Source organism: Paenibacillus sp. Dod16 (assembly GCF_049893405.1).
GTDB lineage: Bacteria > Bacillota > Bacilli > Paenibacillales > Paenibacillaceae > Paenibacillus_AQ.
Genome location: NZ_JBNDYG010000015.1, coordinates 168,830 through 192,727 on the forward strand (window position 1 = coordinate 168,830; position 23,898 = coordinate 192,727).

Genomic DNA, 23,898 nt, shown 5'->3' on the forward strand with positions numbered 1-23,898 from the left:
AAAATACGATGATGGATACCGATAACGGATCATGAATGGGTTTACTTGCCGGTATGACCGAATCCACCTGCACCCCGTACGGTGTCGGACAACTCGTCAACTTCCATGAATTCTACTGCCGGAACGGTTTTGAACACCATCTGGGCAATACGTTCATTGCGCTCAATCGCAAATGGCTCTTGTCCCAAATTCACCAGCAGCACCTTCACTTCCCCGCGATAATCGGCATCAATCGTACCTGGAGAATTCAGGCAGGTAATACCATGCTTGTAAGCCAGTCCGCTGCGCGGGCGGATTTGAGCTTCAAGCTCAGCCGGCATGGCAATCGCAAAACCGGTCGGGATTAATTGGCGCTCGCCTGGATTCAAAACCACCGGCTCCGCAACTGCTGCGTGCAGGTCAAAGCCTGCCGCCAGCTCGGACATTTTCACGGGAAGTTTGACATCTTCATTACCTGGCAATCTATTGATTTGAACGTAGTGCAACAAATTCATTCCTCCTAAGTACATTCAGTGCTTTATCTGAAGTTCCTACCATCGCTAGTGCATATGGAGTCCCAAACATACGGTCAAGAACCGCGTCGACATCCTTCATGTCCACCTGTTCAATCCGCTTAATGATTTCATCCAGACTGAAATGGCGGCCCAGCATCAATTCGTTCTTGCCCAAGCGGTTCATGCGGCTGCTCGTGCTCTCCAAGCTTAGAATGAGACTGCCCTTCAGTTGTTCCTTCCCTTTGCGCAGCTCTTCCTCCGTCATCCCGTTCTGTGCCAGATCATGCAGCATTTCCGTCGTCAGCTGAAGGACTTCCTTTGTCTGCTTGGGCGCTGTACCAGCATAAATGGTGAACATCCCGTTATCTGCGTGTGAACTATGATATGAATATACCGAGTATGCCAGTCCGCGCTTCTCCCGGATTTCCTGAAACAAGCGTGAACTCATGCCGCCGCCAATGGCGTTATTCAACAGGACCATTGCATACTGTAGCTCGTCTCCGATGGAGCAGCCGGGAAACGACATGCAGATATGATTCTGCTCTGTTTTCTTCTTGCGGAACTGAACGCCGTCCAAAAAGGCGGGCACGGCCAGCGGCTCGGAGCTGCCGTGATTGTTAAATCCGCCAAAATGACGTTCCAATATTTCAATCACATCATCATTGATGTTGCCTGCCAGAGCGATTACCGTATTCTCAATGGTATAGTGTTTATCCATGTAAGCTCTAAGCGCTTGTGAATCCATTGATTCAAGCCGTTCCTTCGTACCCAGAATCGGATAAGCCAGCGGGTGATCGCCGTACGCCGATAACGACATCAGGTCATGCACCAGATCATCCGGCGTATCCTCATACATCGCGATCTCTTCCAGAATGACGTTCTTCTCCTTGGCTAACTCGCCCGCATCCAGCTTCGAGTTGAAAAACATGTCGGACAGCACGTCAACCGCAATCGGAAAATGCTCATCCAGCACCTTGGCGTAATAACACGTATATTCCTTAGACGTAAAAGCATTGACGTTGCCGCCGATGGCATCAAATTCCTCAGCAATGGCACGGGCGTCAAAACGCTCCGTCCCTTTGAACATCATGTGCTCTATAAAATGCGTAATCCCGTTGATGTCCTCCGATTCATTGCGGGATCCGGTCTTCACCCAAATACCGAATGAAACCGAACGACTTGTCGGGATTTGCTCCATAACCACTCTTAGGCCGTTAGACAATTGTATTTTTTTCACGAGGGCCCCCCTAACTGTTCCATCCAGGCTTACATAAGCTGATTACCAGCCTCATGCCATCCATTCATTCTATCAAACTTTACCATGCGGCTCAACTTCCTTTCGGCATGATTCGCTCAGGAGAAAGCGTCTGGCTAACGGTTCCTATTTCCAGCCCTTTGGCACGTATTCCGTCAATCATTCCCTTTAACGCCTGGGACGAGGAATCGGTGGGGTGCATCAAAATCAGGAAACCCGGCTCCACCTTCGTGGATATCTTCTGAACGACTGCATCCGGCGCAGGATGCTTCCAATCAACCGTATCGAGCGTCCATAGGACCGTCTTCAATCCCCTTGCTTTAGCAATGGATACGGTCTGTTGATTAAAATCGCCGGAAGGCGGAGCAAACCATTTGTTCTCTACGCCCAAACTTTCTTTGAGCAGATCCTGCGTCTTCGCAATTTCCAGCTCCGCCCGATCCCTGCTGAGACGGCTCATGTTCGGATGCGTATAGGCATGATTCTCCACCTCATGACCTCGTTTCAGAATTTCGCCGGCAAGCTCAGGGTTCTTCTTCAACCAGCTCCCATCCAGGAAAAAGGTTGTCTTCACCTTCTCCGCATCCAGCGTGTCCAGCATTGGCACCAGAAATTCATTCCCCCAAGCCACGTTAATCATCAGCGATACCATCGGCTTGTCGGGGTTGCCCCGATAGATTGGTTGATCTCCAAGATCATTCAGCGTTACTTTGGCCGGAATTTGCCGGTACACGTAAGGGATGGCTTCTCCGACTTTTCGCTTTTTTGACGATGCAGCTTGGTATGTAGCCTCTATATCGATTTCGAGTCCATTATAACCGGGTATCGCTTTCCACACGGAGTCCACCCTGGCATCCACCGGCTCAATTCGTGACTTCGCCGCAGCGGCTTCGATTTGACTCAATAAATCCAGGTCTACCGCCCTCTCTGAACCGCTTGCGAACTGTGCCTCCGGTTTATTATTCTGCAGTCCCGAAACATATCCCCAGGCCCCGCTGAACACAGCAACAGCCGACACCATTGCGGCACCGGTTAGCAGCACGACCATCTTTTTTCCATTCATGGGCATATCCACCCTCCCCTTGAGAAGCTTTGTCCCATTTTATGTAGGTTCAGGAGGAAATATGTGCCGCAAAGTGATGCCCGAATGATTAAAAAAAGAGCCAGAATAATAGGTTCTGCCTCTTTTCCTTCTATCTATATGCTGTTAAACAAACAAAGCGCGGATTACGATCCGCTCTTGTTTGTTTCCGCAGTCAAAACCGCTTTGCGAGACAGGTTAATCCGTCCCTGCTGGTCGATTTCGGTAACCTTCACGGTAATGACGTCACCGATTGCAACCACGTCCTCTACCTTCGCTACGCGCTCGGTCGAGAGCTGGGAGATATGAACAAGCCCGTCTTTGTTAGGCAGGATTTCAACGAATGCACCGAATTTCTCAATCCGTTTTACAGTACCTGTATAGATTTCGCCAACAGCTACCTCACGCACTATGCCTTCGATAATCGAAAGAGCTTTTTTGTTCATCTCATCGTTGGAAGATGCAATAAACACGCGGCCGTCTTGCTCGATATCGATTTTCACGCCGGTTTCTTCGATGATTTTGTTGATGATCTTGCCGCCGGCACCGATTACATCACGGATTTTGTCCGGATTGATCTGCATCGTAATAATCTTAGGCGCATATTGGGATAACGTTTCTCTTGGCTTTTGAATGGCTTCTGCCATTTTTCCAAGGATATGCATCCGTCCTTCTTTGGCCTGCTGCAGTGCTTCCTGCAAAATCGCGCGGTCGATACCGTCGATCTTGATATCCATCTGAATGGCGGTAACCCCGTCAGGTGTCCCTGCAACCTTGAAGTCCATGTCGCCGAGATGGTCTTCCATCCCTTGAATATCGGTCAAGATGGAAACATGATCTCCGTCTTTAATCAAGCCCATCGCCACGCCGGCTACAGGTGCTTTGATCGGTACCCCTGCATCCATCATAGCAAGCGTGCTCGCACAAATACTCGCTTGGGAAGTCGAACCATTCGATTCAATAACTTCAGACACGAGGCGAATCGTGTACGGGAATTCCACTTCATTCGGAATGACCTTCGACAATGCACGTTCACCGAGTGCGCCGTGACCAATTTCACGACGGCCTGGAGCGCGAAGCGGACGAGCTTCCCCTACGCTGAACGGCGGGAAGTTGTAATGGTGCATGAAACGCTTGGTCTCTTCCAGATCGATTCCATCGAGAATCTGTACATCACCTAGAGCACCTAGTGTACATACGCTTAGAGCCTGGGTTTGTCCACGTGTAAACAGACCGGAACCATGCGTTCTAGGCAGCAAGCTGGTATCGCAATCGATAGGACGGATCTCGGACAGACCACGACCATCCGGACGAACCTTGTCATGCGTGATCAAACGTCGAACTTCTTCCTTCACGATATCGTGAAGCACTTCTTTAACATCCTTCAACAACTCAGGCGTCTCGATATACTTCTCTTCAAATACGGTGTACGCTTCATCATTGATAGCGTCAATCGCATCCTGGCGAGCATGTTTCTCCTCAATGCGAACCGCTTCAACAAGACGAGCTTCGGCGAAATCGCGCACTTCACGATTCACCGTTTCATTTACCGCATGAAGTTTAACCGCCATTTTCTCTTTACCGCAAGCGGCTACGAGTTCTTCGATCTTGGCTACGATTTTCTTGATTTCCTCATGCCCGAACATGATTGCTTCCAGCATGACTTCCTCAGGAACTTCGTTTGCTTCGGCTTCAACCATCATGATCGCATCTTTGGTGCCAGCAACGACCAGATAGATATCACTCGCTTCCTGCTCGGCAATATTCGGGTTCACCACGAATTTGCCGTCGACGCGACCGACCGCTACGCCGCCGATCGGGCCGTTAAAAGGCACATCCGAGATGCTCAAGGCAGCGGAAGTACCGATCATTGCCGCGATTTCCGGCTCGCAATCCTGATCTACGCTCATCACGAGGTTCAGAACCTGTACATCATTACGGAAGCCTTCAGGGAACAACGGACGAATCGGACGGTCTGTCAGACGGCTGGCAAGAATCGCTTTCTCGCTTGGTCTGCCTTCCCGTTTGATGAATCCACCCGGAATTTTACCGACGGCGTACAAACGCTCCTCATAGTTGACCGTCAATGGAAAGAAATCCAAATCCTTCGGTTCACTGGAAGCTGTCACTGTACACAGGACTGCCGTTTCGCCGTAACGAACCATCACAGCCGCATTTGCCTGCTTCGCAAGGCGCCCTGTTTCGAACACGAGGGGTCTTCCGCCAAGCTGCATTTCAACACGTGTTTCCATGTAATCCCTCCTCATGGGGATAAATTTTTTTTGAAATCTTCTTCTACCATCAGCATGTCTTTTGCAAAACACTGTCCACATTTCCTAACCAGAGCCATCCAAACGGTCGAAATCGCAAACCTATGTACAGGAACAACCCGAACCGTATAGAACATTCTCCGTATAGATTGCCCCTGGTTATACCATTAAGCGAATTTTAGCGAACAGACCACGCCTACAATCTATAAAGAATCTATATTAAGATAACCCCACAAAGTGGAGTTTAGGCTATGAAGCGTACGCAGTACTTTGTGGGGAAGCTCGAAAACGGTAAATTGTACAATACTTAGAAAAGAGCCCGGCTGTGCCGCTGTCGTTCCAAGAAGGACAGTGGACAACCAGGCTGTTTTCGGCACATCTTATGGATGATTAGCGACGCAATCCAAGCTTCTCGATCAAAGCACTGTAACGTTTAACATCCTTGTTTTTCAAGTATGCAAGCAACTTACGGCGTTGGCCGACCATTTTCAACAATCCACGACGGGAATGATGATCCTTCTTGTGAGTACGCAAGTGGTCAGTCAAGTTCGTAATGTTTTCCGTTAGGATAGCGATTTGCACCTCTGGAGATCCTGTATCGGACTCATGAGTTTTGTGCTCGTCAATCAGTTGTTGTTTACGTTCTTGAGTTAATGCCATCCTGTTCACCTCCCTCATTATAATCGCCATTGGCCCAGGTACCGACGGTGAGATCGAACATCCAAGCCAAGGTTAAATCGCCCTATCTTCAGGCGACCTCTAAGAGTATAGCATACTTTACCTGAAAAAGAAAATCCGTTTGCGAACAATTTGTCCCAAACCGTTTATTCACTGACTTTCAATATTTTGCGGGCCTCGACGGCATCTCGCTGAATCCATTCCACAAGCTCCTGAACCGATTCGAATTTATGCTCCTTGCGGATATATTGAACAATATCCACCGTCATGATCTGGTCATACAGATCCCCTTCAAAATCGAACAGATGGACCTCGAAGATCGGTTCTGTAATCCCTTCGTGGAACGTCGGCTTCACGCCGATGTTCATGACGCCCGGAATCCAGTCGTGATGCTTATCCGTGCGAGCACGGACGGCATAGACGCCTAATGCAGGTGCCACGAACGGATCGGTTAATTCCAAGTTGGCAGTAGGAAAACCGATCTTTCTTCCCCGCTTCTCCCCATGAATAACCGTGCCGCGGATATGGTAATTCCGTCCGAGCCAGCGGTTTGCATCCGACAGCTGTCCTGTTTTCAAGGCAATCCGTATGGATGAACTTCCCACCTTCTCGCCATCGACCAGGAACGGCGGAACCGTAACGACAGACATCCTGCCTTCGCCGAGTTCCTGAAGCTTGACCGCGTCACCGGCGCCCTTATGGCCGAATCGGAAATCAAATCCGACAACCGCCGTTTGCAGATTCAAGGGAAACAGCATTTCTTCAACAAACGTTTCCGGACTCACCTGGGAGAACTCCTTATTGAACTCGACAACGTACAAAATATCGATCCCCATTGCCTCAAGCAGCTGCTGCTTGTCAGGCTGAGGTGTCAGATATCCCTCATAGCTCCCTTTACCAATGACGTCTTTCGGATGAGGATAAAAGGTAATGAGTGCAGCCGGCACTCCATTCTCCCGCGCAATATTAACAGCCGTCGAAAGCACGCTGGCATGTCCCAGGTGAAGACCGTCGAACTGGCCGATTGCAGCTACCTTCGGCTCGGCAGCTTCTCGTACAATATCAGAAGATACAGGATAGGATAAAGAAACAACCCTCATGCTTACTCACCTCCACTCACTAAATCCAGTCGTGCTTAGGAAAATACTTTCACAGGAACGATAGCCCCTGTCTCCTCTTGCCGCTTATAGATTCCCAGAAAGTTTTCCTTTATATCATACAAACGAATAGGCTCCGAGCTGTCAACCGGCGGCTCCACCGCTCTTGAGGACAAGCGCTGTCCTTGCAGGGCAGCATCGGTTTTCTCTTCAGAAACCGTATGCTTCGGCAGATAATCAATCGCTTGATCCACGGGAATAAGCCGGGTGTGCAGCGTATCATCCTTCATGAACTGCTCAATTTGCTCCAGGGTTAAGCACTGCTCCTCCGTGATTCCCGCTGATACTGTGCGTACCAGCTTAACCATGACAGATGGCACGCCGAGCTTCTTCCCGATATCCACGCAAAGCGTGCGGATGTATGTACCTTTGGAGCATAATACGCGGAAAGAAATTTCCGTATAATCCCCTTCAGCATCAAAATCCGTCATTTCGATTTCATGAATCGTTACCGTCCGGCTCTTGCGTTCCACCGTCTTCCCTTCTCTGGCAAGCTCGTATAATCGTTTACCATTGATTTTGACAGCGGAAAACATGGGCGGGATCTGCGAGATCTGGCCTGTAAAAGATTGCAGCGCTTCAAGCGCTTCCTCCCTTGTCACATGGACATCATCTGCCGTCTCCACTACATTCCCGGTAATATCTTCGGTATCCGTCGCATATCCGAGGCGGAGAACCGCATGATATTCTTTAGGCAGTTCCTGCAGGTATTCCACAACTCGTGTGGCTCTCCCCAAGCATAACGGAAGCACACCCGTTACTTCGGGGTCCAGCGTGCCCGTATGTCCGATTCGCTTCAAACGAACCATTCCCCGAACTTTCGCGACCACATCGTGGGATGTCCAGCCTGCCGGCTTGTGAACGGCCAAGATGCCTTCTAATTGTGTCATAGCTTTAATCTCACCTGCTCTATTACTCTAGGAATAATGTCATGAAGCGAGCCTTCAATGCTGCAACCGGCTGCCCGCACATGGCCGCCTCCGCCAAATATTTGGGCTAATGCCGCCACATCCACTTTTCCGGCTGAACGTAAACTCGCCTTGACCATTCCGGACTTCAGCGATTTGAACAGAATGCCGACTTCAACTCCCTGAATGTTGCGGGGGTAATTGACAATTCCCTCCAGATCCTCGCTAACGGCGCCGCATAATTCCATAAACTCAGGCGTTACGTATACCCAGGCTATTTTGCCGTCATCCGACAGACTTAACGTGTTTAACGCCTGAACCAGCACCTTCATCTGTGGAAGCGTCATTTCCTCCAGTAACGTTTCCGCAATCTCGGGACCGTTGACGCCATAGGACAACAGATCCGAAGCAATACTCATGACCTTGGGCGATGTATTCGAATAGCGAAAACCGCCGGTATCGGTTAACAATCCCGTATATATCGCTGTTGCAATATCGGCATCCCAGTTCACTTCAAACAAATTCAGCAAATCATAAAGGATTTCAGCGGTTGCTGCCGCATCCGGCACGACCAGGTTGACGGCTCCATAACGATCGTTTGTTGGATGATGGTCAATATTAACGATGCTTGCATGATCGGCAAATACTTGTTTCGTATAGCCTACTCTAGCAAAATCCGCACAATCCACACAAATGACGTGTGAGAACGTTCTTCCAGGATGCTGTTCTGACAGATTGAGAATGTCTTCTGCATGCCACAACATTTTCATGCGTTTTGGAATGGGCCCCTCATTGATCATCGTGAATTTCTTGCCCAGACATGAGAGAAGCCAGCCCACCGCTAGGGTGGAACTGACTGCATCTCCATCGGGCTGAACATGCGACACAACCAAATAATCATCGTGCTCCAGCAGGAATGACTTCACCTGCTGCAGCTCTTGTTCATAGGTCTGCATTCGCCCTCTCCTTTATAAAAACGAACTACTCTATTTCTCTTCGCGATCCACGATTTCGGTCAACAGCTTCTCAATATGGCTGCCGTACGCAATGGAATCATCGAATTTGAAGATCAGCTCCGGCACATGCCGGAGTCGAATCCGCTTGCCCAGCTCGGAGCGGAGAAAGCCGCTTGCCTTCTCCAACCCTTTTAAGGAAGCTGCCTTCTGCTCGTCGTCGCCGAGCACGCTCAGGTATACCTTCGCTTGAGACAGGTCGTTTGTAACATCAACACCGGTCACTGTAATGAAACCGATTCTTGGGTCTTTCATCTCCGTTTGGATCAGTTGGCTGAGCTCTTTTTTAATCTGCTCGCCTACGCGCCCAGTTCTGATTTTTGCCATGGTCTGATCACCTCATTCGTTAGCGCTCTACCGTCTCCATGATGAAGGCTTCGATTACGTCTCCTTCTTTGACGTCGCTATAGCTTGCCAAGGTAATACCGCACTCATAACCCTGTGCCACTTCTTTAGCGTCATCTTTAAAGCGCTTGAGGGAATCGATCTTGCCTTCATGAACGACAATGCCGTCACGGATCAAGCGAACTTCTGCGTTACGCGCAATTTTACCGGATGTCACCATACATCCTGCAATCGTACCCACTTTGCTCACTTTAAAGGTGTTGCGGACTTCCGCATGACCGATCACGGTTTCTTTGTACTCCGGATCGAGCATCCCCTTCATAGCTTGCTCAATTTCCTCGATTACATTATATATTACACGGTGCAGACGAATATCAACCTTTTCCTGCTCGGCGGTTTGCTTCGCTTGAACGTCCGGACGAACGTTAAAGCCGATAACAATCGCGTTGGAAGCAGCGGCCAAAATAATATCGGATTCCGTGATTGCCCCGGCACCGCTGTGGATAATTTTGACGCGAACGCCTTCCACCTCGATTTTGTTCAAGGAACCTTTCAGCGCCTCAACAGAACCTTGTACGTCACCTTTGATAATCACGTTAAGATCTTTGATCTCACCGTCTTTAATGTGTTGGAACAGATCATCCAGCGTCACGCGGGTATTTGTGTTCAACTCGGATTGACGATGGGTAATCGCACGCTTATCAGCGATATTACGCGCTTTACGCTCATCTTCAAACACCATAAACGGATCGCCGGCGCCTGGAACTTCAGTCAAACCAGTAATTTCAACCGGCGTTGAAGGACCCGCTTCTTTTAATCGACGTCCTTTATCGTTCACCATTGCACGAATACGACCAAAGCAGTTGCCCGCTACGAAGGCGTCGCCCACTTTCAATGTACCATGCTGAACGAGAATGCGTGCTACCGGACCTCTGCCTTTATCGAGCTCAGCCTCAATAACAGTACCGCGTGCGCGTTTGTCAGGGTTTGCTTTATATTCATTCACTTCTGCTACCAGAAGAATCATTTCAAGCAAGTCTTCCAGACCCATCCGCTGTTTCGCCGAAACGTTAACGAAGATGGTGTCTCCGCCCCACTCTTCAGGCACTAACTCGTATTCCGTCAATTCTTGTTTGACTTTATCCGGGTTAGCATCAGGTTTATCGATTTTGTTTACGGCAACGATGATCGGCAAGCCTGCAGCTTTCGCATGGTTAATCGCTTCGACCGTCTGTGGCATCACGCCGTCGTCAGCCGCAACCACGATGATCGTCATATCCGTTACTTGCGCACCACGGGCACGCATAGCCGTAAACGCTTCGTGGCCTGGTGTATCCAGGAACGTAATCTTCTTGTTATTGATCTCGACTTGATAAGCACCGATATGCTGCGTAATACCGCCAGCCTCTCCACTCGATACATTCGTGGAACGGATCGCATCAAGCAGCGTCGTTTTACCGTGGTCGACGTGACCCATGATGGTAACGACCGGTGGACGCTCTTTCAGTTCTTCCGGAGCATCGTTTTCTTCAACGGTCTCAAAACGATCTTCCTCAACCGGAATTTTCACTTCGACTTCTACACCGAATTCGCCAGCGAGCAATAGAATCGTATCGATATCCAGCTCCTGGTTGATGGTGGCCATCACGCCGAGGAAAATCAGCTTCTTGATGACTTCGGAAGCGTCCTTGTGAAGCAGCTTCGCCGTTTCACCGACGGTCATGTTGCCACGGACGATAATTTTCTTCGGCGTGTTGTCGATTTTCTCACGAGGCGGCTGCTGATTATGTTGATTCCGGCCACGGTTGTTCTTTCCACCGCGATTGTTGCCACGGAATCCACCTTGACGGTTGTTGTCATCAAAACGCTTGGAGTCTGAACGATTGTTATTGTTGTTTCTGGAACCGCGGTTCTGGCTGTTACTGTTGTTGTTGTTAGAGCTTGTGAATCCGCCTCCGGTTCCACCCGGCTTGCTCTGTGGACGTGCTCCGCCTTGGTTGTTGCTGCCCTGCGGACGCGATCCACCTTGATTACTGCCTTGCGGACGTGCGCCGCCTTGACCTCCGCCCTGAGGACGTGATCCGGTCTGCGTGCTGCCGCCTGGTCTGGATGCTTGGCTACGATTGTTCTGCTGACTTCCTTGTGCGGAGCCAGACTGATTTCTTCGGGTATCCTGTCCTCCTTGGGGACGCTGGGAACCTGAAGCATTCTGAGTGTTTTGATTCGTTCTACTATTCATACCTACCTGCTTTTCCTGTTGTTTTTTGGGCTGGCTTTGACCTTGTTGTCCTGTTGCTCTCTGTCCTGAATTACGCATACCGTCCTGCCCATTACGGTTGCCTTCTGCACTTCCGCTAGCGGAAGTGCCTTCTGTTCTTGCATTGGATACAGTTGCAGCCGCATTGGCTCCGGAAACCGCCGGTTTACGATTCTCGGTTCGGGAAGCGTCGCCACTATCCCGCTTGGCTGCTGCATTCGATTTGATATCTTTAAAGAACTGCTCGACCTTGGACACCGTATCGTTTTCCATTACGCTCATATGGTTATTGACCGGAACGTTCAAACGTTTAAGGATCGTGATGATTTCTTTACTGCTCATGTTCAACGATTTAGCATATTCGTATACTCGAAGTTTATTGTCTTTGTTTTCCTGTTTACTCAATATACTCCACCTCCGACATTGTCTCCAGTTTCTTGGAGATCATTTCTGCGAATCCTTGATCCGTAACTGCCAGCACAACCCGCTCGGGTTTACCTACACTTGTGCCCAGACTTTCCCGGTCAAATCCGATTACCAGAGGGATATTGTAAGAACCGCATTTATCGCGGATCTTCTTTGTTGTATTCACTGAGGCGTCACCCGCCAGAATAACCAATTTTGCTTCAGAAGACCGGATGGCTTTGAGCACGATCTCATCCCCGGTAACCACCTTACCTGCCCTCATGGCCAGGCCGAGCTGAGAAAGCGCCCTATTCATCATCGGCAGCACTCTCTTTTGCAGCCAGGAATTCATCTTCCACCTTGATGAAATCCTGTGCCAACTGTTCATAGATCTCTGGCTTCACATGTTGTTTCAACGCGCGATCCAGTGCTTTATTTTTGTGCGCCAGCTTGAAGCAGGAAACTTTGCCGCATAAATACGCTCCCCGTCCCGACTTTTTGCCGGTGAGATCGATCAGGACAGCATCCTCGGGAGTCCTAACAATCCGGATAAGCTCTTTCTTCGGCATCATTTCCTGACACGCTACACATTTACGCAGCGGTATCTTTCTCTGTTTCAAGACGACAACCCCCTGTCATTTGGAATTAATCGACAGAGACAGAATCCTGGTGCATTTCACCTGATTGGGACTTCGGTCTGCCAAATTCCTGCTCCGCCTGACTTTCGCTCTTAATATCAATCTTCCAGCCTGTCAGCTTCGCCGCGAGACGAGCATTCTGGCCTTTGATCCCAATCGCAAGCGAGAGTTGATAATCCGGAACAATTACACGCGCCATCTTCTCATCTTCAAACACTTGAACTTCAAGTACTTTGGATGGGCTCAGCGCATTGGCCACGTATTCTTCAACCTGTTCGGAATAACGCACGATGTCAATCTTTTCGCCGCGAAGCTCATTGACAATCGTCTGTACGCGCATACCTTTAGGTCCTACGCAAGAGCCAACCGGATCGACTTCATCGTTACGGGAAAATACCGCAATTTTGGAGCGGAATCCAGCTTCGCGCGCAACCGAGCGAATTTCAACAACGCCGTCAAAGATTTCCGGCACTTCAAGCTCGAACAGGCGCTTCAAGAGGCCCGGATGCGTACGGGACAGCATAATCTGCGGCCCTTTGGTGGTATTCTCAACCTTGGTAATGTACGCTTTGATCCGGTCGCCATGCTTGAACTTCTCGTTAGGCATAAGCTCGGTAAGCGGCAGAGCCGCTTCGATCTTGCCAAGGTCGATATAGATGTTACGTAAATCTTGACGCTGCAGCGTACCTGTTACGATATCATCTTCCTTGTCAATAAAAGCGCTGTAGATCAGGCCGCGTTCGGCTTCTCTAATGCGCTGGGTAACAACTTGCTTTGCCGTTTGAGCTGCAATCCGTCCAAAATCACGTGGCGTAACCTCGATTTCCGCTATATCTTCAATCTGAAAATGCGGATTGATTTCCCGGGCTGCATGCAGCGAAATTTCAGTCCGCGGATCCAGCACCTCTTCCACAATCAGCTTCCGCGCGAACACCTTGATAACACCCGTATTGCGATTCATGTCTACCCGTACATTTTGCGCCGTGTTGAAATTGCGCTTGTAACTCGAGATCAGTGCCGCTTCAATGGCTTCAAACAGCACATCCTTACTGATGCCCTTTTCTCTTTCCAACTCATTCATCGCTTCAATAAAATCCATACTCATTGAAAATCGGTTCCCCCTTTCAAAACTTCCGTTTAAAAAATGATGGCCAATCTGGCACTGGCTACTTTTGCATATGGAATCACGTACTGTTTCTTGACGGTTTGAATGACTAGCTCCTCGTTATCAAAGGATTCCAGCTTGCCTTCAAACTCTTTCAACCCGTTAATCGGCTCGTATACCGTTACAAACACGTCCTTGCCGACTGACTTCGCAACATCCTCTTTTTTCTTCAGGGGACGTTCCGCGCCAGGAGAAGAGACTTCAAGAAAATAAGCTGTCGGGATCGGATCGTTCTCGTCCAGCTTCTGGCTCAGGTATTCACTGATTAAACCGCAATCGTCAATGTCAATGCCGCCGTCTTTATCAACAAACACGCGCAAGAACCAGTTGCTTCCTTCCTTCACGTATTCCACATCTACCAGTTCAAAGCCGTGTTCGTCCAAATACGGCTGCACCATTTCTTCCACAGTCGTTTTAATCTTTGATGTGCTCAAAGAACATAACCTCCAAGTTGATTTCCTATATACCAAAGAGTAAAGAGTGGGTTGCCCCACTCTTTACACAACGGTTTTATCTCCATGATTACCAAAAAAATTATAACATAGTCTGGTAATAGTGACAAGTATGACTCCTTGACTGTCAAGGCGTCACGGCCATGAAAGAATGACAAGAATCAGAACAATGACAACTGGTTGCTCTCCGGCAGACCGCGGAAGCATCCCATTTGGGTTAACAGCTCCACGGCGGTTTTGCTTGCCTTCGATTTTTGCTGGAAATCCTCGATGGAGAGGAATTCTCCAAATTCACGCGCGGCAGCAATGTTGCGGGCGGCGTTATCGCCGATTCCAGCAAGCGCAGAGAACGGTGGAATGAGCGAGTTTCCATCCACCTTAAATCGGAGCGCATCCGATTCATACAGATCGATGTTCTTGAACGTGAAGCCCCTCGCTGTCATTTCCAGCGCCATCTCCAAAATCGGCAGCATACCCTTTTCTTTCGGGCTTGCTCCGAAGCCGAGCTGCTCAATCTCTTCAATCCGGCGATAAATCGCCTCATAACCCTGACAGCATAGTTCGATATCGAAATCCTCGGCACGCACCGAGAAATACGTTGCATAATATTCGATCGGATAATAAAGCTTGAAGTAAGCCGTCCGCACCGCTGAGATAACATACGCGGCGGCGTGGGCTTTCGGGAACATGTACTGGATTTTGAGACAGGAATCAATGTACCACTGCGGCACTTTGCATTTCTTCATCTCGTCAATCCATTCCTGTGACAATCCCCGGCCTTTACGTACGCTTTCCGTAATTTTAAACGCGAGGCTCGCGTCCATTCCAGCCTTATAAATCAGGAACAACATGATATCATCGCGGCAACCAATAACGGTTTTGATGTTGCATGTACCATTCTTGATAAGCTCTTGCGCGTTGCCGAGCCAAACGCCGGTTCCGTGTGACAGACCCGAGATTTGCAACAAGTCGGCAAAACTCGACGGCTGCGATTCCACCAGCATCTGACGTACGAATTTGGTACCCATCTCCGGCACGCCGAAGGTGGCCACCGGCGAGCGTATTTGCTCCGGCCTGACGCCAAGCGCTTCCGTCGAGTTAAACATGCTCATTACTTTCGGATCGTTCATCGGTATGGTCGTTGGATCCACGCCAGTCAAATCCTGGAGCATCCTCATCATCGTCGGATCATCATGTCCGAGAATATCCAGCTTGAGCAGATTCGCTTCAAAGGCGTGATAATCAAAATGCGTCGTTTTCCACTCTGCATTGACATCGTCCGCGGGGAATTGCACCGGCGTAATCTCTTCCACTTCGATGTAATCCGGCACAACGACAATACCGCCGGGATGCTGGCCTGTGCTCCGCTTGACGCCGGTACAGCCTGATGCCAGCCGGTTCAATTCCGCGCCCCGCCAGCGCTTGTTGTTGTGTTCCTCATATTTTTTGGCAAAGCCAAACGCCGTCTTCTCTGCCACGGTGCCGATGGTACCGGCACGGAATACGTTCTCCTCGCCAAACATCTCTTTGGTGAAATTATGGGCATGCGGCTGATATTCACCGGAGAAGTTCAAGTCAATATCGGGAACCTTATCCCCTTTAAAACCCAGGAAGGTTTCGAATGGTATATCCTGTCCCTCGCCTTTCATCATGTTTCCGCATTCCGGACAAGCTTTGTCCGGCAAGTCAAATCCACTCGGCACGCTGCCGTCCAGGAACCATTCGCTGTGTTTGCAGTCGCTGTTCAAGCAAATGTAATGGGCCGGAAGCGGGTTAACCTCGGATATGCCGAGGAATGTGGCAACGACGGATGAACCTACGGAACCCCGTGAACCAACCAAATAGCCGTCCCGGTTCGATTTCTTAACCAGTTTCTCGGAAATCAAATAGTTCGCTGAGAAACCGTATTTAATGATCGGCTCAAGCTCTTTCTCCAACCGGGCCACTACGACTTCCGGCAAGTTCTCGCCATAAATGGACTTGGCCGTGTCGTAGCAGGTGTTGCGGATTTCTTCATCCGCGCCATCCAGAATCGGCGTAAACAGCTTGTCCGGGAACAATTCCAATTCTTCAAAGCGGTCGGCCAGCTCGCTAGTGTTCGTTACAACAACTTCATAACATTTGCTCTGTCCCAAAAACTCGAATTCTTCGAGCATCTCATCCGTAGTCCGAAAATGCGCGTCAGGCTTGCGCATATCCTTGAGCGGGCTGAAACCGGTAATCCCATGGATGGTAATATCCCGGAACAGCTTATCCCGCGGTTCAAGATAGTGCACGTTTCCTGTGGCGATGACCGGCTTGTTCAGTTTTTCGCCGATACGCACGACTTTGGAAATTGCGGTTTTGATCTCTTCGGGACTGCCTACCAAGCCTTTGTCCACCAAATGCATATACATCGTCAACGGCTGAATCTCCAAAACATCGTAGAAGTCCGCAATCTCTTCGGCTTCCTCCTCCGTTTTGTTCAGCACCGTTTCGAAGAACTCCCCTTTTTCGCAGCCGGAAAGCACCAGTAACCCATCTCGCATCTCTTGAAGCTTGGATTTAGGAATACACGGCACTCGCTTGAAATATTCGGTATGCGACATGGAGATCAGCTTGTACAGGTTTTTCTTGCCCGTCATATTCAAAGCATAAATACCGCAGTGGAAAGGACGGGTATTGGACAGATCCGTACCGACATAATCATTGAGGCGGTCCAGCATCTTAACGCCTTTGGTTTTGTCCACATCGCTAAGGAGCCCGTTCAGGATTCCTGCCAGCGCAATCGTATCGTCAATCGCTCGGTGATGGCTTTCGAGCAGTACCTTATACTTGTCAGCCAACGTGTTAAGACGATGATTCTTAAGTCCCGGATGTACCAGACGTGCCAGCTCCAGCGTATCCAGGTAGGGATTGTCGAGCGTATCCATCCCGGCATTTTTGAGCGCTGCCTGAATGAATCCCATGTCAAATCGAGCGTTGTGAGCCACAAGCACGGCATCCCCGACGAATTCAACAAACTCTTTCAATACCGGCTCCAGTTCAGGAGCATCCTTAACCATGTCATCATTGATATTGGTCAATTGCTGAATATGGTATGGAATACGCTCATGCGGGTTGACAAAAGTGGCGTATCGGCCAATTTCCTTGCCCTCGTTCATCTTAACTGCGGCCAGCTCGATAATCTTGTTCGCGGTGATGGACAAACCTGTGGTTTCAATATCGAACACCACGTAAGTCGCGCTGCTCAGTTCAATCGGCTGTGCCTGTTCCACGATATTGACGGCATCATTCACAACGTTGGCCTCGACGCCGTACAACATTTTAATCCCGTGTTTCTTTGCGTTCTTGGCTGCTTCAGGGTAACATTGCACCCCGCCATGATCACTAACGGCAATCGCTTTATGGCCCCAGGCAGCCGCGGTCTTGATGTATCGGTCGATCGGCGTGACTGCGTCCATCGTGCTCATCGTTGTATGCAGATGGAATTCTACCCGTTTCTCGGCTGCATTATCCTTACGAGATGGCGGTGCCGGCACTTCATTAAGATCGGACGGAATCATCACCAGCTCCGGCACCTGCATAAACCGGTCATATTCCACGCGCCCGCGTGCCTTCACCCATTTGCCGTTCTCAAGCAGGCTCAGGACCTTCAAGTCCTCCTTGGTCTTACCAAACATTTTCATTTGCAAAGAATCGCTGAAATCCGTCAGATAGAATGTGAATAACGTACTTCCGTTACGAAGTTCCTTACGATCCAATCCGAAGATGGTTCCCTGAATCGTAATTTTCTTCTCTTCGTCTTGGATCTCCTGAAGCGGAACCGGCGGTTCCTTGATATCATACCCAACCTGCAGCCGAACCGCGCCCTCTTCCTCATCCTCGGCATCCAGCTCAGCTTCCATGCTGCTCATGATCTGCTCGATGACCTCGCGTTCTTCTTCCCGCTTCCTCTGCTCGAACTCCTCGTAAGCCGCCTGACCATTATCGCCGACCTGCATTTTCACGCGCAGCGTCAGATCGAAATATTGCCCGAAAAAGCGGGTAATGGCGGAATCGATCTGTTTCTTGCGGGCAAGCTCCAGCGACATGCCATCCGACATGGAGAGAAGGACTTGCCCATCTTCCACCTCGTATTTAGCCCTTGTCATCCATCCATTGACCGAAGGGATCTCCCGATGTGCCCATTCTAGAAACAAACCCCAGTATTCTTGCACGATATCTGCTTCGGGAACGCTGCTTCCATATCGGAACACAAATTTGATCTTCGCGATATGCCCCATCTTCTCCTGAATTCTCAGACAAAATGTGCGATAGACCTCAGCTGGAACCAAGGTCTCCTTCAGGACGGTTATTCTCCAGTCCTTGCTGGCCTTGCTTGTCTCTACCTGCTCGATCACACCATCCAAAAAATAGGGTTCCACCAGATTGGCCGGAACTTCTCCCTGCTTGATCAGCAGTTCAAATCGCTTCCTTTTATCTTCTGTTGTGCCCATGGTTCCCTCCCCCTGCATTACATAAAGCTATAAGAAAAACTTCTATCGACGTACGTCCATAGAAATCAAACCGCGTTAAAACGGATGTGAGAAATAGAATAAAGCTTCCGCCGGCAGCACCCATTCGTCCTGCCCCAAAAAGTAAGAGCGTCCGCCATACTGCCATCCGGAAGCTTACTCCAGATGATGAATCCCGGTTCTTGACGAAGGACTCCTCCCTCACCCAAACTTGCCGGACATTCATATTATCGATTTACTAGTACGCTCTCGCGAACAGCACGGTATGTTTCGCATCTTCACCGCATACGAGACACTTGGTTTTCTTCTCGGCCGGTTCGAACGGAATGTTTCTGCTCGTAGCACCGGTTTCTTGCTTGACGGTATCTTCGCAAGCTTCCGAACCGCACCATCCAGCCAAGGTAAACCCGCGTTTTTCCTCCATGCTGTCCTTCATTTCATCCAGTGTCTCCACCGAATAGAAATGATCCTCACGGAACTGCTTCGCGCGCTCGAACATTTCCTGGTGCACCTGCTCCAGCATATTCTGTACTTCCTGGGTCAGATTCGCTTGCTCTACGATTTTCTTCTCGCCTGTAATACGGGAGACAAGCACGCACACACCATTCTCCATGTCACGCGGTCCGATCTCCAGACGCACCGGTACTCCGCGCATTTCATACTCATTGAATTTCCAGCCTGGACGCACATCCGGATTGTCGTCAACGCGTACGCGGATGCCTGCGGATTTCAGTTCACGGAACAGTTCGTCCGTACGGCCCACAACCGCGTCTCTCGTCTTCGGCGGACCAATTGGAATCATGATCACTTGCGTTGGCGCGACTTTAGGAGGAAGCACCAATCCGCGGTCATCCCCATGGACCATAATCAACGAACCAATGAGACGTGTGCTGACGCCCCAGGATGTCGTGTGAGCATATTCCAGCGTATTTTCACGATTCAAATATTGAATGTCAAAAGCTTGCGAGAAGTTGGTCCCCATATAATGCGAAGTACCAGCCTGTACAGCTCGTCCGTCTTTCATCATCGCTTCGATCGAGAACGTATCCACGGCGCCAGCGAATTTCTCCGAAGGTGTCTTCTGCCCTTTGATTACCGGAATCGCGAGGTAGTCCTCTACGAATTGCTGATAGATATCCAGCATTTGCATGGTTTCCCCTCTAGCCTCAACTTCCGTTTCGTGCGCGGTATGGCCTTCTTGCCATAGAAACTCACTCGTGCGAAGGAACGGCAGCGTGCGTTTTTCCCAGCGGACCACGTTAGCCCACTGGTTAATCAGCACAGGGAGATCACGATAGGATTGAATCCATTTGGAATACATGTGCCCGAACATCGTTTCGGAAGTCGGACGGATCGCCAGACGTTCCTCCAGCTTCTCTCCAGCTGCTTCCGTGACCCATGGCAGCTCGGGATTAAATCCTTCGACATGCTCCTTCTCCTTTTGGAAAAAGCTCTCGGGAATGAACAGCGGGAAATACGCATTCCGATGGCCCGTAGCCTTAAAGCGTCGATCCAACTCTTCCTGGATATGCTCCCAAATTTCATAACCGTCCGGTTTGAAGACGATGCAGCCTCTGACTGGAGAATAATTCATCAGGTCCGCTTTTTTGATGACATCGATATACCAGCGCGAGAAATCTTCCGCTTGCGGCGTAATCTCCGTCACGAATTGTTTATCCTTCGATTCCTTAGACATATAAATCGTGTGCCTCCCATTAATAAAACGCATGGTCTAAACCCTGTTTAACGGCTTGACTGGCGCTATTGGCGATATGTGTGAACGAGCTGCGGCTGTATAGCCCGCCCTGTATTTATAGCAACTCCATTTGCTAGATATCGTTAGACATGAACATCTGCTAACAATAGAAAAGGTACGGCTTTTTCGTTGCGGCTGGCGCACCGAGCCGTACCCTAGGTTTTTATCCGTTGATCAAACGCAAAATATCGTTATAGGTTACGGCTATCATTAACAGGAACAGCATCGCAAACCCGACAAAATGAACCATGCCTTCTCTGTTCGGGTCAACTGGCTTGCCCCTTAAAGCTTCGATCCCTAAGAATACAAGCCGGCTTCCATCGAGTGCCGGAATCGGCAGCAGATTGAATATGCCCAGATACAAGCTTAGAATGGCCGCCCAATAGGTCAGCTGTTCGATACCCTGCTTGGCGATTTGCCCCGTCACTTCGAACGTCCGTACAGGACCGCCAAGATCATCCATGGAGAACTTCTGAATCAACTGTCTGAAGCCCTGGAAGATAATATTCGTTGTATCTACCATTGCGGTTCCGGACCCGGTAATTGTCTCCCCAATCCCTGCGGATCGGGTAGGAAGCTCAGGAACAATCCCGACCTTGCCGCCTTCCTGTCCCTCCATCGTCCGCGGAGTTAAGGTCAGATCAAATGATTCCTCACCCCGGCGCACAGTCCATTCCATCGGCTTGTCCTTGGACGCCGCAATCAATTCGATCATCTTCTGATAATCGGCACCAATGGCGGTTCCGTTAATGCTCTCGATGATGTCTCCCTCTTTCAGATCGGCTTCATCTGCAGGCATGCCTTTAGTAATCTCGCCAATCTGCACATAGGTTGGATTCTCAACCGGTATGCCGGCCATTTGAATGTGAAGGGCAAACAGCACGAAGGCCAGTATGAAGTTCATGACAGGACCGGCAAAAATCGCAAGCGCTCTTTGGCCAACGGTTTTGCTGCCGAATTGACGGTCTCTCGGTGCGATCTGCGTCTCGACACCTTTGGCTACCGTCAAGGCTTGCGGATGGATTTCAAATTGCTGGAACTCACCATCCACATCAAGCCTAACCGACAAACGATCCACCATATCCATAAACTGGACTTCGCCGCGAATGACATTTTTACGGTTGTCGAGTTGATCCAGATAAATCTTTTTCACTTGATTCTCTGCATTCAATCGAACCGCAATCGTCTGACCGGGCTGAATCTCGACAAGTTCCGGATCTTCCCCGGCCATGCGGGCATATCCGCCGAATGGAAGAAGACGTAGCGTAAACTGCGTTTCATGGCGTTTATATGAGAACAGCTTTGGACCAAATCCAATCGCGAACTCGCGTACCAAGATTCCGGCACGCCGGGCAAAATAATAGTGACCCCATTCGTGCACGGTAACGATCACAAAAAACATGAGCACCGTTAAAAAAACGACCCGAACCATTTCCAATTCTTTACATCCCCCTTTTCCTCTGAGAACGCAGTATGTCCCTATAGATTATCATTATTCTCCTGTCGTCCACAAGAGAATCACAAGCTGTCCGCTTTTTTTCAAGGGAGATTTCAAAAACACTTCAAATCCTATAGTCGGGAAGCTAATTCACGTGAGATCCGATCGCTCTCTTCAATCGTTTCCAGTGCCGGTTCCGGCGCAACATGATGGCTTTGCAGCACTTTCTCAATGATCTCTTCAATTCGCAGAAAAGAGATTTCGCCGCGGAGAAACCGGGCGACCGCAATTTCATTAGCTGCGTTGAATACCGTTGGCGCTGTCCCACCCATTTTACCACATTCATAAGCAAGCCTTAAACAAGGAAAACGTTCAAGGTCCATCTCCCGGAAATGCAGCTTGCCCGCTTCCGCCAAAGATAGCCTTGGTGCAGGGGAAGTCCACCGTTCCGGATAGGTCAGCGCATATTGAATCGGAACGCGCATATCCGGGTTGCCGAGCTGGGCAATGATACTCGAATCACGGAATTCCACAAAAGAGTGAATGATGCTTTCCGGGTGAAGCAGTACAGAAATGTTGTCGTAAGGAATACCATACAACCAATGGGCCTCGATCACCTCAAGCCCTTTATTGACCATGGTGGCCGAATCAATCGTGATCTTGGCACCCATGGACCAGTTCGGATGTTTAAGCGCATCCTCCACCGTAACGTTGACCAGCTGTTCCCGGGTGTAATCCCGGAATGAGCCTCCGGAAGCCGTCAGCGTGATCCGTTCAATATCTTCATGCCGCTCTCCATTCAGGCATTGGAATATGGCGGAATGCTCGCTATCGATCGGCAAGAGTTTTACCCCTTTGGCAGCCGCCCGGGCCGTAACCAGATGACCTGCCGTTACCAACGTCTCCTTATTGGCGAGCCCAATGGTCTTCCCCCCATCAATCGCTGCAAGTGTAGAGGACAGACCCAAACTTCCAACGACCGCTGTAACCACCATTTCCGCATCTGTCGCTGCCGCAATCTCGATCAAGCCTTCATGACCATGGAACACTTCGGTTCCGGCAGGAAGATCATGCCTTATGCTGTCAGCAAGCTCTCTTGTAGCAACGGACACTTTGCGAGGAGAAAACTCCTTGACCTGCTGAAGCAGCAGGTCCTTATTACTCCCTGCAGCGAGGCCCTCAATCTGAAAATGTTCCCGGTGTTTCCTTACAACATCCAAAGTCTGGGTACCTATGGAGCCAGTGGAGCCGAGTACGCTGATCTTCTTCATGCAACATCTTTCCTTTCATCAGTAAGGCAGGAGACTCAATATATGTACAAACGGAAATACGACGATCCAACTGTCACATCGATCCAGTATCCCTCCATGACCCGGCAGCAGTTTGCCCGAATCCTTGATGTCATACACCCGTTTATAGGCGGATTGCACCAAATCCCCGAGTTGACCGATAACAGCGCATGAAAGTCCGATCAGAATCGCTTGTCCAGCCGTCAGGAATCCATCTGAGAAGAATGAAAAGAGCAGAGATGTGAACACGGCGATGACCACACCGCCGAGCGCACCCTCAACCGTTTTGTTCGGACTTATGGAAGGCCACAGTTTATGGCGCCCCATGGCGCGTCCGACAAAATACGCTCCCGCATCACTTGCCCAGATCGAGGCCAGAAGCAGAAAAGTCCAGAATACGCCATGGCCGTCAGGAGCATGTCGTGATTCGGCAATAAAGGAAAATCCGATTCCGATATACGCTGATGCCATAAACAATAAGGAAACCCGTTTGATATCAATTACATTCTTCGTCGTCACGGTCGCCAGTAAAAATAAAAGCAGCAGGAGCCAAAGTACATGTTCCCACGGGATCTGAATATTCAAATCAAGCGGACCCCATGGAAATACAAGCAACAGCACCCCCGCATATCCAATCCACGCCGTTCCCCCGAACGGTGCCGTATTGGTCATGCGCACAAACTCATAATAACCGATTAGCGCCATCGCCAGAATCAGAAGATGGTACCACAGACCGCCTATGAAACATAATCCTAAAAAGACCGCTCCCGCTATAATTCCGGTAATCAATCGCTGTTTCAA

19 protein-coding genes are annotated in these 23,898 nt (G+C 49.8%); all 19 read right to left on the reverse strand.

Going from position 1 to position 23,898, the window contains the following annotated elements; translation table 11 throughout:
• Positions 1 to 41: 41 nt before the first annotated feature.
• Entirely contained in the window at positions 42 to 488 is a 447-nt protein-coding gene (gene dut / locus ACPV3A_RS13660) for a dUTP diphosphatase (RefSeq protein ID WP_181469793.1), read from the reverse strand.
• The gene (locus tag ACPV3A_RS13665) at positions 463 to 1,731 is read right to left on the reverse strand and encodes a pitrilysin family protein (RefSeq protein ID WP_339218308.1); all 1,269 of its coding nucleotides are present in this window, start codon (positions 1,729 to 1,731) and stop codon (positions 463 to 465) included. Before ACPV3A_RS13665 ends, dut begins: the two co-directional genes overlap by 26 nt.
• Positions 1,732 to 1,822: 91 nt before the next feature.
• On the reverse strand, positions 1,823 to 2,818 hold the full coding sequence (locus ACPV3A_RS13670) for a polysaccharide deacetylase family protein (protein ID WP_426199965.1): 996 nt from the start codon (positions 2,816 to 2,818) through the stop codon (positions 1,823 to 1,825).
• Between the two features lie 158 nt (positions 2,819 to 2,976).
• Positions 2,977 to 5,082 carry a polyribonucleotide nucleotidyltransferase gene (pnp, locus tag ACPV3A_RS13675; protein WP_113058664.1) on the reverse strand — a complete coding sequence of 702 codons (2,106 nt, stop codon included), beginning with the start codon at positions 5,080 to 5,082 and terminating at the stop codon, positions 2,977 to 2,979.
• A 408-nt stretch (positions 5,083 to 5,490) separates the two neighbouring features.
• Entirely contained in the window at positions 5,491 to 5,760 is a 270-nt protein-coding gene (gene rpsO / locus ACPV3A_RS13680; protein ID WP_006211281.1) for a 30S ribosomal protein S15, read from the reverse strand.
• Between the two features lie 164 nt (positions 5,761 to 5,924).
• Positions 5,925 to 6,878 carry a bifunctional riboflavin kinase/FAD synthetase gene (locus ACPV3A_RS13685; protein WP_071220124.1) on the reverse strand — a complete coding sequence of 318 codons (954 nt, stop codon included), beginning with the start codon at positions 6,876 to 6,878 and terminating at the stop codon, positions 5,925 to 5,927.
• A gap of 35 nt (positions 6,879 to 6,913) precedes the next feature.
• Complete coding sequence (gene truB, locus ACPV3A_RS13690) at positions 6,914 to 7,825, reverse strand: tRNA pseudouridine(55) synthase TruB (RefSeq protein ID WP_426199966.1); 912 nt, start codon at positions 7,823 to 7,825, stop codon at positions 6,914 to 6,916.
• Positions 7,822 to 8,799: a DHH family phosphoesterase gene (locus ACPV3A_RS13695; RefSeq protein WP_194543548.1), complete on the reverse strand. Its 978-nt coding sequence runs from the start codon at positions 8,797 to 8,799 to the stop codon at positions 7,822 to 7,824. The genes truB and ACPV3A_RS13695 overlap by 4 nt, the downstream gene beginning before the upstream one ends.
• A gap of 30 nt (positions 8,800 to 8,829) precedes the next feature.
• Positions 8,830 to 9,183 carry a 30S ribosome-binding factor RbfA gene (gene rbfA / locus ACPV3A_RS13700; RefSeq protein WP_071220121.1) on the reverse strand — a complete coding sequence of 118 codons (354 nt, stop codon included), beginning with the start codon at positions 9,181 to 9,183 and terminating at the stop codon, positions 8,830 to 8,832.
• Positions 9,184 to 9,202: 19 nt separating this feature from the next.
• On the reverse strand, positions 9,203 to 11,863 hold the full coding sequence (infB, locus tag ACPV3A_RS13705; protein WP_194543549.1) for a translation initiation factor IF-2: 2,661 nt from the start codon (positions 11,861 to 11,863) through the stop codon (positions 9,203 to 9,205).
• Positions 11,856 to 12,179: a YlxQ family RNA-binding protein gene (locus ACPV3A_RS13710; protein ID WP_181469797.1), complete on the reverse strand. Its 324-nt coding sequence runs from the start codon at positions 12,177 to 12,179 to the stop codon at positions 11,856 to 11,858. The genes infB and ACPV3A_RS13710 overlap by 8 nt, the downstream gene beginning before the upstream one ends.
• Positions 12,172 to 12,483 carry an RNase P modulator RnpM gene (gene rnpM, locus ACPV3A_RS13715; RefSeq protein WP_053492673.1) on the reverse strand — a complete coding sequence of 104 codons (312 nt, stop codon included), beginning with the start codon at positions 12,481 to 12,483 and terminating at the stop codon, positions 12,172 to 12,174. Before rnpM ends, ACPV3A_RS13710 begins: the two co-directional genes overlap by 8 nt.
• A 25-nt stretch (positions 12,484 to 12,508) precedes the next feature.
• Positions 12,509 to 13,606: a transcription termination factor NusA gene (gene nusA, locus ACPV3A_RS13720; RefSeq protein WP_194543550.1), complete on the reverse strand. Its 1,098-nt coding sequence runs from the start codon at positions 13,604 to 13,606 to the stop codon at positions 12,509 to 12,511.
• A 32-nt stretch (positions 13,607 to 13,638) separates the two neighbouring features.
• Positions 13,639 to 14,100 carry a ribosome maturation factor RimP gene (rimP, locus tag ACPV3A_RS13725; RefSeq protein ID WP_194543551.1) on the reverse strand — a complete coding sequence of 154 codons (462 nt, stop codon included), beginning with the start codon at positions 14,098 to 14,100 and terminating at the stop codon, positions 13,639 to 13,641.
• 179 nt (positions 14,101 to 14,279) lie between these two features.
• Positions 14,280 to 18,596, reverse strand: a complete 4,317-nt coding sequence (locus ACPV3A_RS13730; protein WP_194543552.1) for a PolC-type DNA polymerase III — start codon at positions 18,594 to 18,596, stop codon at positions 14,280 to 14,282.
• A 256-nt stretch (positions 18,597 to 18,852) separates the two neighbouring features.
• Complete coding sequence (proS, locus tag ACPV3A_RS13735) at positions 18,853 to 20,310, reverse strand: proline--tRNA ligase (protein WP_426199967.1); 1,458 nt, start codon at positions 20,308 to 20,310, stop codon at positions 18,853 to 18,855.
• Positions 20,311 to 20,533: 223 nt separating this feature from the next.
• Positions 20,534 to 21,802 carry an RIP metalloprotease RseP gene (gene rseP / locus ACPV3A_RS13740; RefSeq protein WP_426200010.1) on the reverse strand — a complete coding sequence of 423 codons (1,269 nt, stop codon included), beginning with the start codon at positions 21,800 to 21,802 and terminating at the stop codon, positions 20,534 to 20,536.
• Between the two features lie 137 nt (positions 21,803 to 21,939).
• Complete coding sequence (locus ACPV3A_RS13745) at positions 21,940 to 23,079, reverse strand: 1-deoxy-D-xylulose-5-phosphate reductoisomerase (protein ID WP_426199968.1); 1,140 nt, start codon at positions 23,077 to 23,079, stop codon at positions 21,940 to 21,942.
• 18 nt (positions 23,080 to 23,097) lie between these two features.
• Positions 23,098 to 23,898: a phosphatidate cytidylyltransferase gene (locus ACPV3A_RS13750; protein WP_071220112.1), complete on the reverse strand. Its 801-nt coding sequence runs from the start codon at positions 23,896 to 23,898 to the stop codon at positions 23,098 to 23,100.

Excerpts from the sequence above, each read along its gene's own strand:
- ACPV3A_RS13670 (WP_426199965.1), bottom strand. The coding sequence starts at position 2,818 with ATGCCCATGAATGGAAAAAAGATGGTCGTGCTGCTAACCGGTGCCGCA.
- pnp (WP_113058664.1), bottom strand. The coding sequence starts at position 5,082 with ATGGAAACACGTGTTGAAATGCAGCTTGGCGGAAGACCCCTCGTGTTC.
- rpsO (WP_006211281.1), bottom strand. The coding sequence starts at position 5,760 with ATGGCATTAACTCAAGAACGTAAACAACAACTGATTGACGAGCACAAA.
- ACPV3A_RS13685 (WP_071220124.1), bottom strand. The coding sequence starts at position 6,878 with ATGAGGGTTGTTTCTTTATCCTATCCTGTATCTTCTGATATTGTACGA.
- truB (WP_426199966.1), bottom strand. The coding sequence starts at position 7,825 with ATGACACAATTAGAAGGCATCTTGGCCGTTCACAAGCCGGCAGGCTGG.
- ACPV3A_RS13695 (WP_194543548.1), bottom strand. The coding sequence starts at position 8,799 with ATGCAGACCTATGAACAAGAGCTGCAGCAGGTGAAGTCATTCCTGCTG.
- rbfA (WP_071220121.1), bottom strand. The coding sequence starts at position 9,183 with ATGGCAAAAATCAGAACTGGGCGCGTAGGCGAGCAGATTAAAAAAGAG.
- ACPV3A_RS13710 (WP_181469797.1), bottom strand. The coding sequence starts at position 12,179 with ATGAATAGGGCGCTTTCTCAGCTCGGCCTGGCCATGAGGGCAGGTAAG.
- nusA (WP_194543550.1), bottom strand. The coding sequence starts at position 13,606 with ATGAGTATGGATTTTATTGAAGCGATGAATGAGTTGGAAAGAGAAAAG.
- ACPV3A_RS13730 (WP_194543552.1), bottom strand. The coding sequence starts at position 18,596 with ATGGGCACAACAGAAGATAAAAGGAAGCGATTTGAACTGCTGATCAAG.
- proS (WP_426199967.1), bottom strand. The coding sequence starts at position 20,310 with ATGTCTAAGGAATCGAAGGATAAACAATTCGTGACGGAGATTACGCCG.
- rseP (WP_426200010.1), bottom strand. The coding sequence starts at position 21,802 with ATGGTTCGGGTCGTTTTTTTAACGGTGCTCATGTTTTTTGTGATCGTT.
- ACPV3A_RS13745 (WP_426199968.1), bottom strand. The coding sequence starts at position 23,079 with ATGAAGAAGATCAGCGTACTCGGCTCCACTGGCTCCATAGGTACCCAG.